The organism is Streptomyces sp. NPDC047880 (genome assembly GCF_040706515.1).
Taxonomy (GTDB): domain Bacteria; phylum Actinomycetota; class Actinomycetes; order Streptomycetales; family Streptomycetaceae; genus Streptomyces.
In genome coordinates this window covers 93,813-106,720 of the sequence record NZ_JBEZOK010000010.1, presented here as the reverse complement: position 1 = coordinate 106,720, position 12,908 = coordinate 93,813, and the positions used below count along the sequence as shown (strand labels likewise).

The window sequence follows — 12,908 nt, the reverse complement described above, 5'->3', positions numbered from 1 at the left end:
TCTCATGTGACGACTGCGCCGCCGTCCACGGGCAGGATCACGCCGGTGATGAACGAGGCCTGCGGCGAGGCGAGGCGGGCGATCGCCCACGCCACCTCCTCGGGGCGGCCGACCCGCGCGAGCGGCGTGTGGCCGAGCTGCCACGCCCTGATCGCGGCCTGCTGCTCGGGGGTGTGCCCGGCGTGTTCGCCGATGGGCGTGTCGATCGCGCCCGGGGCCACCGCGGCGACCCGGATCCCGAGGGGCGCGAGCTCCACGGCCCAACTGCGGGTCAGCACCTCCAGGGCCACCTTCCCGGCGCCGTACAGGGAGTTGCCGGGCCAGCCGCGCTGCCCCACCGACGTCGTCACGTTCACGATGACGCCGTGGCTCTCCTCCAGTGCCGGGAGCGCGGCCTGGGTGAGCAGGACGGGAGCGAGGAGGTTCGTGGCGAGCAGGGGCTCGACGGTCTCGCGCGTGTAGGTGCGCAGCGACCGGGCGTCGATGATCCCGGCGTTGTTCACCAGCACGTCGATGCGGCCGTGCCGGTCGAGTGCCGTACGGACGACGGTTCCGGGGCCGTCGGCGGCCGTGATGTCGGCGATCAGTGGAGTGATGCGGGACGGGGCATGGCCGGCGGTCTCGACGAGGGGCGCCTCGCGGCGGCCCACCGCCACGACGTGTGCGCCCTCGTCGGCGAAGGCATGCGCGGTGGCGCGGCCGATCCCGGTGCCGGCACCGGTGACGAGCACGGTGCGCGGGGTCGCCCGCGCGCTGTGCCGCCCGGTCTGCGGGTTCTGATGTGGAAGCGGGCGCGTGTGTGGAGGCGGGGAGGTCATGCGGAGATCGTCCGACCCTGACGTCAGTGTCAAGGTCAAGGCCTCACGGCCGGGACGTGGGAGGCCGTCCGCGGGAGATGCGTCCGAACCTCCGCGGACGGCCTCGGAGTCGGAGGCGCTACCGCGGTTCGGGACGGTCGCGGTCGCGGTCCATGCCCAGCGAGCCCTCGACGTGCTGCTGGCCGGAGTCGACCTGGTCCTCGTACTTGCCGCCGGTCCTCTCGTTGATCCGCTGTTCCGCGGCGTCAGAGCCCTGCTTGCCCCTGTGCCGCGCCTGGCTCTTGAACTTGTCGAAGATGCCCATGCGCAAGCTCCCTCCGGAGGTGACTCAGAACCGACGATACGCGTGAGATGTGAAGTATGCGCACTGAGGGCCGATGTGGTCTGAACCTCTTCCTCGCTACCGTGGAACCGGGCACCGGCAGCCCGTGCCGGAGCGGAACAGGCAGACAGAGGAGGGGCGCAGGGTGACGCGTCTGAGGGGTGGGGCGGCACTGGCTGTCGCGATGGTGTTCACCGGTTCGGCACTCGCCGGCTGCGAGGGCCTGGTCCCGCCCGCGGACGGCGGACCCTCCGGCTCCGGTGCGGCGGCCGCGCGTGACGGGCGGGCCGTGAACCCGCTGGACAACCCGGACGGCACCAAGCCGGGTCTGGCGGCCGTCACGTCCGGCGCGGACAAGGAGGAGGCGCGTGCCCTGATCGAGAAGGTGGAGACGAAGGGCCGCGGCCCCAGGACGGGTTACGAGCGGGACGAGTTCGGCTACGCCTGGATGGACTCGGCACCACGTGACGTCCCCTTCTCCCACAACGGCTGCGACTCGCGGAACGACCTGCTGAAACGAGACGGGGAGGACCTGCGGTTCCGGGCGGGATCGGACTGCGTCGTCACGTCCATGACGCTGCACGACCCCTACACCGGGAAGGTCATCGAGTGGACCAAGTCCCATGCGATCGAAGTCCAGATAGACCACGTCATGCCGCTCTCGTACGACTGGCAGATGGGCGCCTCCCGCTGGAGCAAGGACAAGCGGGAGTCCATCGCCAACGACCCGCTCAACCTCGTCCCGGTGGACGGGCCGACCAACGGCTCGAAGGGCGACTCCGGCCCGGCGTCCTGGCTGCCCCCGGACAAGCGCATCCGCTGCGCCTACTCGGTGCGCTTCGCCCAGGTGTCCCTGAAGTACGAACTGCCCGTGACGGCACCGGACAAGGAGATGATGCTGAAGCAGTGCGGCGGGTGACCGGCCCCCCGGCGGTCGGTCGGCCCCTGTGAGCCCAGCACCCGTCGGCGGCCGGTCGTTGACGGCCGGACCCGTGACCGCCACGTAATTCGGTTCCGTGCGTTCGGCGCCGCCGCCTAGCGTGATCACATGCAGCCGAAGATATCGAGCCTCGCCGACCGCCCGGACATGCTGGAGCGGGTCGTCGGAATGGCGGACAGCTGGCCGCAGTTCGTGATCCAGGACCTCGTGGGCGCCGCCCACTTCCCGCGGATCGCCGCCGAACTCCCGGAGTACGTGCTGTTCGCCGAGGACGAGCAGGGCGAGATCGTGGCGAACGCCTACAGCGTGCCCTTCGCCCTCGGCACCGAGCACCGCGGTGGCCGGCTGCCGGCCAACGGCTGGGACGCGGTACTGGTGTGGGCGTTCTCCGACCTTCGGCGCGGAGCCCGGCCCGACACGGTCAGCGCGATCTCGGTCTCCGTCGCCCCGCACGCCCAGGGACGCGGCCTGTCCACGGTGATGCTCTCGGCCCTGCGCGACAACGCCCGAACCCGCGGCTTCCGGGAAGTCGTCGCGCCGGTCCGCCCCAGCGGCAAGCACCTCGAACCGCACACGCCCATGGAGGAGTACGCCCACCGCGTCCGCCCCGACGGCCTGCCCCAGGACCCCTGGCTGCGGGTCCACGCCCGGGCCGGAGCCACCATCGACTCGGTGGCACCGGCGTCGATGACGGTGGCCGCCCCGCTCGCGGACTGGCGCCGCTGGACCGGCCTGCCCTTCGAAACCGACGGCGACATCGAAGTGCCGGGCGCTCTGGTGCCGGTGCGCTGTGAGACGGAGCGCGGATACGCGGTGTACGTCGAGCCCAACGTGTGGATGCGGCATCCCCTGTAGGGCGTGACGCGCGCCAGGTCCCACGACCGGGCCGGGGGCGGGCTGTTCACACGAAGTGATCAGCATGACAACGGTTCGGTACAACCCGTGACCGCTTGTCCGTGTCGGGCTATACGCTCGGATCCCCAACAGGGTCTGTCACTCGCACGTCCGTCCCCATCGGTCACACCGGTCCAGGAGCAGTCATGTACGGCCACGGCGCGGCGCCGCCTCCCCGCAGCGCGGCAACGGTCATCTCCCTGCGCGTGCTGTTCGCCGCAGCCGGTTTCCTCACGTGCGGCGTGCTGGCCTGCGTACCGCTGTTCCGTGTGGCCGTCCTGCGCGGCCGGGCCCTCGACTGGGTGCTGGCCTGGGTCAGCCTGCCGCTGTCCATCGCCTGCTTCGCCGTCATCGGCTCACTGCCGGAGGACGACGTCCGCACCGACATCGCGCTGGCCGTGATCCTGCTGCTCGGGGCGGGCGCCGCCATCTACTTCCTCGTCGTGGACATCGGCCACCACGCCGAGCAGCGGAGGTTCGCCGGTTACGCCCCGCCCCACGCGGCGACCGTCACCCACACCCCGTACGGCTACCCGCACCCCGCGCCGCCCTACGCCCCGACGTCCACCCCCGTCCCGCAGCCCGCCGCGCCCCACACACCTGCCGCGCACCACACACCCACCGCGCACGACACGCCCCCGGCCCCGGGCGCGATCCAGCCGCCCCCGTCCCCCCAGCGGCCCGACCCCGCCCGCATCGACCAGGTCCGCGCCGAACTCGACGAGCTCAGCGACTACCTGCGCCGGCACGAGGGCGACGGCCACCGCGACGGCCACCGGGACGGCGACCACGAGGACGGAAGGTGACCGCGGCGGCGGGACGAGTCGTCGCCGGCCGCTACGAACTGTCCACCGTCCTCGGGCAGGGCGGCATGGGCCAGGTCTGGACGGCGTACGACCAGCGGCTCGACCGCCGTGTGGCGGTGAAGCTGCTGCGCCCCGACAAGGTGGCCGGCCAGGACGCGGAGGAACTGCGCCGCCGCTTCGTGCGCGAGTGCCGGGTGACCGCTCAGGTCGACCACCCCGGCCTGGTCACCGTGCACGACGCGGGCAGTGAGGGCGAGGAGCTGTTCCTCGTCATGCAGTACATCGACGGGGCCGACCTCGCCGGCCACCTCGCCGAGCACACTCCGTACCCCTGGCAGTGGGCGGTCGCGGTCGCCGCGCAACTGTGCGCCGTGCTGAGCGCCGTGCACGCCGTGCCGATCGTCCACCGCGACCTCAAGCCGCGCAACGTGATGGTGAAGCAGGACGGCACCGTCACCGTCCTCGACCTCGGTGTCGCGTCCGTGATGGACGCGGACACCACCCGGCTCACGCACACCGGCACCCCCATCGGCTCGCCGGCCTACATGGCCCCGGAGCAGGCGATGGGCGGCGCGGTCGGCCCGTACACCGACCTGTACGCGCTCGGTGTGGTCCTGCACGAACTGCTCAGCGGCGACGTGCCCTTCTCCGGCTCCACGGCCCTCGGCGTCCTGCACCGGCACCTGTACGAGCCCCCGCTGCCCGTGCGCCGCATCCGACCCGAGGTGCCCGAGGCCCTGGAGGCCCTCGTCCTGCGCCTGCTCGCCAAGGACCCGCAGCACCGGCCCGCCTCCGCGCAGGAGGTCTACGAACACCTGGAGCTGCTCCTGCCGTCGCGCGGGACGCCCACCGGAGCGGCCCTGGACCCCACCCGCCCGTTCCTGCGCCCGCACGCCCCCTGGCCGGATCGTGCGCGCACCCCGGCGCCCCGGCCCGCGCCCGCCCCGCCCGTCACCGAGCCCCCGGGGCACACGGACATCGCCCGCGCCGTCGACGAGGTCAAACGGCTCCTCGGCGAGGGCCGCGTCACCCAGGCCGTCGACATCCTCGGGGGCATCCTGCCCGCCGCAGCCGAACAGCACGGCGCGCACTCCCCGGTCGTGCGCACCCTGCGCAAGCAGTACGCGGCGACGCTCCTGGACGACGGCCAGTACCGGCGCGCGCTGCCCGAGCTGCGCCGTCTCGCCGACGAACGCGCCGCCGAGGCGGGCCAGGCCGACCCCCAGGCCCTGCGCTTCCGCTACGAGGCCGCCCAATGCCTCGAACAGCTCGGCGACCCGGCCGCGGCGCTCGCCGAGTACCGCGCGGTGCTGCCCTACTACGAGAACCAGTACGTCGCCGCCGGGGGCCCGGAGCTGGCGCACGACGTGCGCCGCCGGATCGGCCACCTCCTGCTCGCCCTCGGCGACCGCGGCGGCGCCCACGACACCCTGGCCCGGCTGCTCCACGACGTGGAGCGCACCCACGGCCCCGGGCACCCGCTCGGCGCGGAGATCCGCCGGACGCTGCAGTGGCTGGGGCAGGTCCGCGGCTGACGGGCGCCCCGGAGGCGCGGCGGTGCCGGAAGTCCCGGTGAATCGTTGGTCGAATGGGTTGGCCAGAGCCTGGTCACTGCCTACCATCGATCACCGCAAGACCTTGTGCACCGTCGCACAATCTCCTCAGGAGGTCTCCTTGCACCGCCGCCGTCGCACCGCGCTCGTCCTCACCGCCGCGATCGCCGCCGCGGCACCCCTGCTCACCGCCTGCGGGAACGACGCGCATCCCGGCGCGGCGGCCGTGGTCGGCGGCCAGCGGATCACCGTCTCCCAGCTGGATGAGCGGGTCGGCGAGGTGCGCGCGGCCCAGCGGGCGGCCGTACAGGACGAGGCCCAGTACCAGCAGGCCATCGCCCGGACCGGCACCCTCACCCGCGACACCCTGCACACCATGGTCCTGGACCGGGTGCTGCACCGCGCCGCCCAGGACGCCGGGGTGACCGTCTCCCGCAAGGAGGTCCAGGCGATGCGGTCCGGTCTGGAGCAGCAGGCCGGCGGCGCCAAGGGGCTGGAGACGACCTGGCTCCAGCAGTACGGCATCCCGCCGCAGCGCCTCGACGAGAACCTCCGCCTCCAGCTGGAGGCCCAGAAGCTCGCCGAGAAGCTCGGTACGGGCACCGACCGTCCCGAGTTCTGGAAGGCCCTCTCCGACGCCTCCAACGACCTGAACGTCGACCTCAACCCCCGCTACGGCACCTGGGACGTCCAGAAGAGCAGCCGCGCCGACGCGAAGACGCCGTGGGTCCGCGACGTCACGGCGGCGCAGACGCAGCAGGGCACGTAGGCGGTCAGAGGCCGGCTCCGCTGCGTGCCCGGGCCCCGGGGCCCGGCCTCCCGGGCCCTGGCATCGCGGCCTCCCGGTCTCCCGGCCTCCTGGGCCCTGCATGCCGGGCCCCGGCTTCCCGGGCCCCCTGGGCCCCGCCTCCGAGTCCCAGCCTCCCGGGCCCCGGCATCCCCGGGCTCTGCACCCCCGAGCCCCGACCTCCTGGGCCCGGGCCCCTGCCCGCCGGCCCCCCGGCCTCCCGGGCCCTGCCCGCGGGCCCCGGCCTCCTGGCCCCTGCACCCCGGCCTCCCGGGCCCTCCACCCCCGGGTCCCGGCCCCCGGGTCCCGGCCCCCGAGTCCCGGCCTCCCGGGCCCTGCCCGCGGGCCCCGGCCCCCGAGTCCCTGCACCCCGGCCTCCCGGGCCCTCCACCTCCGGGTCCCGGCTCGCGGGTCCCGGCCTCGCGGGTCCCGGCCCACCCCGGGCCCCACCCCCCGGGCGGCCCCGGCCCCCGCCCTCGCCCCCGCCCCTCCCAGGCCCCTGTGGGCAACTTCAGGCGCCGTCCGCGGCGTGGGATAGCTTCGAAGCGTGAACGCCAACAGCCCCGAAGACACCCCGGGCCCCGAGCGGACCGCTCCCGACGCGGTCGCCCCGGCCGGCCGCGTCGTCCTGCTCACCACCAGCCACCGCGTCGCCCCTGGCCTGCTCTCCTGGCCGGCCTGGCAGGCCCTGCACGAGGCCGACCGGGTGCTCTGCGCGGACGGCACGCACCCGCAGCTGCCGTATCTGCGCGAGGCCGGGATCGACGTCGCCGAGGTGTCCCCGAGCGCGCAGGAGCTGGTCGACGCCTGCGCCGGCGGGCACACGGTGGTCGTGGTGGCGACGGGCGAGGGGGAACCGGCCCTGACCGACGGCCTGGCCCGGCTGGCCGGCACCGGCCGCATCGCCATGCCCGAGCTGGAGCTGCTGCCGGCCTCCTACGACCTTCCCGGCGCCCGCCTCCTCGACCTCGTCCAGGTCATGGACCGCATCCGCGCCGAGTGCCCCTGGTCCTCGCGGCAGACCCACGAGGGCCTGGCCAAGTACGGCATCGAGGAGGCGTACGAGCTCGTCGAGGCGATCGAGGAGGGCGACCGTGACGAACTGCGCGAAGAACTCGGCGACGTCCTCCTCCAGGTCGTCTTCCACGCCCGCATCGCCGAGGAGGGCCGCCCGGAGGACGGCGAGGAACCCTTCTCCATCGACGACGTGGCCGGCGGCATTGTCGCCAAGCTGATCCACCGCCACCCGCATGTCTTCGGCGACGCGACGGCCACCACCCCCGAGGAGGTCAAGGAGCACTGGCTGCGCACCAAGGCGGTCGAGAAGCAGCGCACCTCGATCACCGAGGGCATCCCCCTCGGCCAGCCCGGCCTCGCCCTCGCCGCCAAGCTGGCCTCCCGCGTCCGCACGGCGAACCTGGACATACCCCTCCCGCCCGTCGAGGGCATCGGCTACGACCTCCTGGCCCTGGCCGTCCGCGCCGAGTCGGAGGGCGTCGACCCGGAGGCGGCCCTGAGAGCGGCGGCCCGCGCCTACCGCGACGCGATCCGGCAGGCCGAAGGCTAGGGCCCGGCGTTCGGAGCAGGCCGGCGTCGCCGGGCCCGGGGCCTGTCGGACCGGGGCGGGGCGTGCCGGGGGGCCCGCTCGGCCGAGCACCGACGCCGGGCGGGGGGACCGCAGGAAGCCGGATACGGTCGACGCGTGACCGACCAGCACAGGCCCAGCCCGCCCCCGCCCGCTCCCGACCTCTTCACCTGGGAGTTCGCGAGCGACCCCTACCCCGCCTACGCCTGGCTCCGCGAGCACAGCCCCGTCCACCGGACGCGGCTCCCGAGCGGTGTGGAGGCATGGCTGGTCACGCGGTACGCCGACGCCAAGCAGACGCTCGCCGACCCCCGGCTCTCCAAGAACCCGGCGCATCACGACGAACCGGCGCACGCCAAGGGCAAGACGGGGATCCCCGGGGAGCGCAAGGCGGAGCTGATGACGCACCTGCTCAACATCGACCCGCCGGACCACACCCGGCTGCGGCGGCTCGTGTCCAAGGCGTTCACGCCCCGCCGGGTCGCCGAGTTCGCGCCGCGGGTGCAGGAGCTCACCGACACCCTCATCGACGGATTCGCGGCGAAGGGCTCCGCCGACCTGATCCACGAGTTCGCCTTCCCGCTCCCCATCTACGCCATCTGCGACCTGCTCGGCGTCCCGCGTGAGGACCAGGACGACTTCCGCGACTGGGCGGGCATGATGATCCGTCACCAGGGCGGACCCAGGGGCGGCGTGGCGCGGTCCGTGAAGAAGATGCGCGGCTATCTCGCCGACCTCATCCACCGCAAGCGCGAGGCGCTGCCGGCCGAGCCAGCCCTGGGTGAGGACCTCATCTCGGGTCTGATCCGCGCCTCCGACCACGGCGAGCACCTCACCGAGAACGAGGCGGCGGCCATGGCCTTCATCCTGCTGTTCGCCGGATTCGAGACGACCGTCAACCTGATCGGCAACGGCACCTACGCCCTGCTCACCCACCCCGGGCAGCGTGCCCGGCTCCAGGCGTCCCTGGCCGCGGGGGAGAGCGCCCTCCTGGAGACCGGCGTCGAGGAACTCCTCCGCTACGACGGCCCCGTCGAACTCGCCACCTGGCGCTTCGCCACGCAGTCCCTCACCCTCGGCGGGCAGCGCATCGAGGAGGGCGACCCCGTCCTCGTCGTGCTGGCCGCCGCGGACCGGGACCCGGAGCGGTTCGCCGATCCGGACGTCCTGGACCTCTCCCGCCGTGACAACCAGCACCTCGGATACGGCCACGGCATCCACTACTGCCTCGGCGCCCCGCTGGCCCGCCTGGAGGGCCAGACCGCGCTCGCCACGCTCCTCACCCGGCTCCCGGACCTCCGGCTCGCCGTGGATCCGGCCGAGCTGAGGTGGCGTGGCGGCCTCATCATGCGGGGGCTGCGCACGCTGCCGGTGGAGTTCGCACCGGCCGGACGTGACGAAACATCAGGTCTGTGATCTTCACGTGATCTGCGCGGCATGAACTTGTGACAAGTGATCGTCTGCCGATACGTTCACCCATCAACGCGGCCGGTATCGCGCCGCGTCGGTCACTGCTGTCACGTGAAAGGTCTCCGTATGCTCTCCGGGAACGGTCGGCACCGTCGCCCCCGCCAGGCTCCGGCTCTCCTCGTCGCGGCCGGAGTGACCGGCTCCGCCATCGCGATCCCCCTCCTCGGGGCCTCCGGCGCCAGCGCGGCCGACGGCACGACCTGGGACCGGGTCGCGGACTGCGAGTCCGGCGGCGCCTGGAGCCAGAACAGCGGCAACGGCTACTACGGCGGCCTGCAGTTGTCCCAGGAGGACTGGGAGGGCCACGGCGGCCTCGACTACGCCGCGAGCGCCGACCTGGCCAGCCGCTCCCAGCAGATAGCCGTGGCCGAGAGAATCCTCGCCGACCAGGGGGTCGGCGCATGGCGCACCTGTGGCCTGCTCTCCGGCCTCGAACAGGACAAGGAATCAGATTCATCCGAATCGTCGGAATCGTCCGACTCGTCCGGTGAAGTGGACTCGCCCGGTTTGCTCGACTCGCTCGGTTCGTCCCTGTCGGAGAGCGCTTCCCCGTCGCCCTCGTCGTCGCCTGACGGGTCGTCGGCCTCGAAGGATGAGAACGCCGATCCGGACAAGTCGCCCGAATCCACCGAATCGCCGAAGGGTCGGCAGTCCGGCAGCTCCTCGTCGGCCGGCTCCAAGGGTGACAAGTCCAACTCGCAGTCCGCGGGCGACTCCTCGGAGCTGACCGACACCGGCTCCGGCCGCCATCGCGGCCCCAGCGCCGACGAGACCCGGGAGTCCGAGGACGGTCGTACGGGCGGGTCCACGGGCCGGCACGCCTCGCGCGGTGACGACAGCTCCCGCGACGCCTCCGAGGGTGCCTACATCGTGGGTGTCGGCGACAGCCTCTGGTCCATCGCCGACTCCCTTGACGTCAGCGGCGGATGGCACGAGCTCTACGAGAGCAACGAGAAGTCCGTCGGCGCCGACCCGGACCTCATCCTCCCCGGTGAGAAGCTCACGGTGGAGGGCGAAGCGGACGAGAAGTAGCTGTTCGGGCAGTGCGGAAACCGGGGCGGAAGTCGCCCCGAAACCGTGCGAGTTAGCGCCCCGATTCGCGGCTGATGTCCCGTTTGGGGCCCTGAGAGATAGATCTCAGAAGCCCTGATCGTCTTTGAAATTCCGCCGATCGCGTGTCTACGGTCATGACCGCTCGCCACCGCGAGCCCCGGCTGCCGCAACGCCGAATCCTGCCAGCGGCCGCACGGGAACAGTCGTCGCGTCAAGCGCCGTAGGCAGGAGCGGGGGACCCAAGGTAGGTGCCCGACCGGCAGGTTGTGCCGGAAGGGCTTGGGGTGAAGCCGTGTCCCGGGAGGGACGCGGCCGGGCAACTCAACCGGCCCGAACCCGACAGCTCACCTCGCAGGCGTCGGTGAGGGGATCCATCCATGCTGTTTTCCAGCAAGGGCAAGCACCGTCGTCCGTCCAAGGCCACCCGTGCCATCGCCGTCGCCGGTGTCGCCGGCGCCGCCGTCGCCGCCCCGCTGATGGCGGCCGGCAACGCCTCCGCCGCCACCGCCTCCGAGTGGGACGCGGTCGCCCAGTGCGAGTCCGGCGGCGACTGGTCCATCAACACCGGCAACGGCTACTACGGCGGTCTGCAGTTCTCCGCCTCCACCTGGGCCGCTTACGGCGGCACCCAGTACGCTTCCACCGCCGACAAGGCCAGCAAGGACCAGCAGATCCAGGTCGCCGAGAAGGTCCTGGCGAGCCAGGGCAAGGGCGCCTGGCCGGTCTGTGGCAAGGGCCTGTCGAGCGCCGGCTACACCGGCGGCGGCTCCTCGAGCGACTCCGGCAGCACCTCGCAGCAGAGCACCGACTCCCGCGAGACCCAGCAGCAGCCGGCCTCCCGCTCCGACGAGCGCCCGGCGGCCAAGAAGACCGTCACCACCCCGACCGGCAAGAAGGTCAAGAAGGGCGACGGCGAGTACAAGGTCGTCAAGGGCGACACCCTCAGCTCGATCGCCGCGGACAAGAAGGTCAAGGGCGGCTGGGAGAAGCTGTTCGAGCTGAACAAGGACATCCTCGAGGACGCCAACCTCATCTACCCGGGCCAGCAGCTGCACCTGAAGTAAGCAGCGGCCCACCCGGACCCTCCCGGGTCCACGGGCTCCCCGCCCCGGTGCGTCACCCCCCGTACGCACCGGGGCGGGGTTTTTTCGGCAACGGGCTTTGTTCCGTTCGGAAACAATTTACTCTCGGTTCTGTCCATGAGGTGGGCGACCCGGTGGCCGATCGCCCCGGGCCGGTTAGGCTCATGTCGCGAGCCACCGGGCCCGCACCTCGCCGGGTCCGCGCGACCCGCGTACCGCGTCACATCAAGAAGGAGATGCTCGTGCCGTCCATCGACGTCGTCGTAGCCCGGGAAATCCTGGACTCCCGAGGCAACCCCACGGTCGAGGTCGAGGTCGGCCTCGACGACGGCAGCACCGGTCGTGCCGCCGTCCCGTCCGGCGCCTCCACGGGCGCCTTCGAGGCCATCGAGCTCCGCGACGGCGACTCGAACCGCTACCTCGGCAAGGGCGTGGAGAAGGCCGTCCTCGCCGTCATCGAGCAGATCGGCCCGGAGCTGGTCGGCTATGACGCCACCGAGCAGCGCCTGATCGACCAGGCGATGTTCGACCTGGACGCCACCGACAACAAGGGCTCCCTCGGCGCCAACGCCATCCTCGGCGTCTCGCTCGCCGTCGCCCACGCCGCCTCCGAGGCCAGCGACCTGCCGCTGTTCCGCTACCTGGGCGGCCCCAACGCGCACCTGCTGCCGGTGCCGATGATGAACATCCTGAACGGCGGCTCGCACGCCGACTCCAACGTGGACATCCAGGAGTTCATGATCGCCCCGATCGGCGCGGAGTCCTTCTCCGAGGCCCTGCGCTGGGGTGCCGAGGTCTACCACACGCTGAAGAAGGTCCTGAAGAGCAAGGGCCTGGCCACCGGCCTCGGCGACGAGGGCGGCTTCGCCCCGAACCTCGGCTCCAACCGCGAGGCCCTCGACCTCATCCTCGAGGCCATCAAGGAGGCCGGCTACACCCCCGGCGAGCAGATCGCCCTCGCCCTCGACGTCGCCGCCTCCGAGTTCTACAAGGACGGCTCCTACACCTTCGAGGGCAAGACCCGCTCCGCCGCCGAGATGACCGAGTACTACGCGGAGCTCGTCGACGCGTACCCGCTCGTCTCCATCGAGGACCCGCTGTTCGAGGACGACTGGGAGGGCTGGAAGACCATCACCGCCAAGCTCGGTGACAAGGTCCAGCTCGTCGGCGACGACCTGTTCGTCACCAACCCCGAGCGCCTCGCCCGCGGCATCGAGGAGGGCGCGGCCAACGCGCTGCTCGTGAAGGTGAACCAGATCGGTTCGCTCACCGAGACGCTGGACGCCGTCGAGCTGGCCCAGCGCAACGGCTTCAAGTGCATGATGTCCCACCGATCCGGCGAGACCGAGGACGTCACCATCGCCGACCTGGCCGTCGCGACCAACTGCGGCCAGATCAAGACCGGCGCCCCGGCCCGCTCCGAGCGCGTCGCCAAGTACAACCAGCTGCTGCGCATCGAGGAGATCCTCGACGACGCCGCGGTCTACGCCGGCCGCAGCGCCTTCCCGCGGTTCAAGGGCTGACCCGGCACTGACCCCTACGGGGTCAAGCCGTAGCCAGTCGTACGTACGTCCCCGTACCCGGTCCCGTACCGTGTC

General features: G+C 72.4%; 12 protein-coding genes and 1 riboswitch. Of the genes, 10 read left to right on the top strand and 2 right to left on the bottom strand.

What is annotated here, in order from left to right:
* Positions 1 to 2 precede the first annotated feature (2 nt).
* On the bottom strand, positions 3 to 818 hold the full coding sequence (locus AB0937_RS17585; protein ID WP_366712656.1) for an SDR family oxidoreductase: 816 nt from the start codon (positions 816 to 818) through the stop codon (positions 3 to 5).
* Positions 819 to 936: 118 nt separating this feature from the next.
* Positions 937 to 1,122, bottom strand: coding sequence for an antitoxin (locus AB0937_RS17580; RefSeq protein ID WP_366712654.1), 186 nt, complete (start codon positions 1,120 to 1,122; stop codon positions 937 to 939).
* Between the two features lie 163 nt (positions 1,123 to 1,285).
* Here AB0937_RS17580 and AB0937_RS17575 point away from each other — a divergent pair, with 163 nt between their 5' ends.
* The 10 genes from AB0937_RS17575 to eno all read left to right on the top strand — a co-directional run bounded on the left by AB0937_RS17575 (position 1,286) and on the right by eno (position 12,833).
* Positions 1,286 to 2,059, top strand: a complete 774-nt coding sequence (locus AB0937_RS17575; protein ID WP_366712652.1) for an HNH endonuclease family protein — start codon at positions 1,286 to 1,288, stop codon at positions 2,057 to 2,059.
* Between the two features lie 129 nt (positions 2,060 to 2,188).
* Entirely contained in the window at positions 2,189 to 2,935 is a 747-nt protein-coding gene (locus tag AB0937_RS17570) for an N-acetyltransferase (protein ID WP_366712651.1), read from the top strand.
* A 185-nt stretch (positions 2,936 to 3,120) separates the two neighbouring features.
* Positions 3,121 to 3,780 (top strand): hypothetical protein, encoded by a 660-nt coding sequence (locus AB0937_RS17565; RefSeq protein WP_366712649.1) that lies wholly within the window; start codon positions 3,121 to 3,123, stop codon positions 3,778 to 3,780.
* A gap of 38 nt (positions 3,781 to 3,818) precedes the next feature.
* Positions 3,819 to 5,315: a protein kinase gene (locus AB0937_RS17560; RefSeq protein WP_366712841.1), complete on the top strand. Its 1,497-nt coding sequence runs from the start codon at positions 3,819 to 3,821 to the stop codon at positions 5,313 to 5,315.
* 139 nt (positions 5,316 to 5,454) lie between these two features.
* Positions 5,455 to 6,102 carry a SurA N-terminal domain-containing protein gene (locus tag AB0937_RS17555; RefSeq protein WP_366712648.1) on the top strand — a complete coding sequence of 216 codons (648 nt, stop codon included), beginning with the start codon at positions 5,455 to 5,457 and terminating at the stop codon, positions 6,100 to 6,102.
* A gap of 565 nt (positions 6,103 to 6,667) precedes the next feature.
* On the top strand, positions 6,668 to 7,687 hold the full coding sequence (locus AB0937_RS17550; RefSeq protein WP_366712647.1) for a nucleoside triphosphate pyrophosphohydrolase: 1,020 nt from the start codon (positions 6,668 to 6,670) through the stop codon (positions 7,685 to 7,687).
* Positions 7,688 to 7,822: 135 nt separating this feature from the next.
* Entirely contained in the window at positions 7,823 to 9,121 is a 1,299-nt protein-coding gene (locus tag AB0937_RS17545; protein ID WP_366712646.1) for a cytochrome P450, read from the top strand.
* Positions 9,122 to 9,241: 120 nt separating this feature from the next.
* Positions 9,242 to 10,207 (top strand): transglycosylase family protein, encoded by a 966-nt coding sequence (locus AB0937_RS17540; RefSeq protein WP_366712645.1) that lies wholly within the window; start codon positions 9,242 to 9,244, stop codon positions 10,205 to 10,207.
* 227 nt (positions 10,208 to 10,434) lie between these two features.
* A riboswitch (cyclic di-AMP (ydaO/yuaA leader) is annotated at positions 10,435 to 10,601 on the top strand.
* A 4-nt stretch (positions 10,602 to 10,605) separates the two neighbouring features.
* Positions 10,606 to 11,292, top strand: coding sequence for a transglycosylase family protein (locus tag AB0937_RS17535; RefSeq protein WP_366712644.1), 687 nt, complete (start codon positions 10,606 to 10,608; stop codon positions 11,290 to 11,292).
* 260 nt (positions 11,293 to 11,552) lie between these two features.
* Positions 11,553 to 12,833: a phosphopyruvate hydratase gene (eno, locus tag AB0937_RS17530; RefSeq protein WP_366712643.1), complete on the top strand. Its 1,281-nt coding sequence runs from the start codon at positions 11,553 to 11,555 to the stop codon at positions 12,831 to 12,833.
* Positions 12,834 to 12,908: the final 75 nt, after the last annotated feature.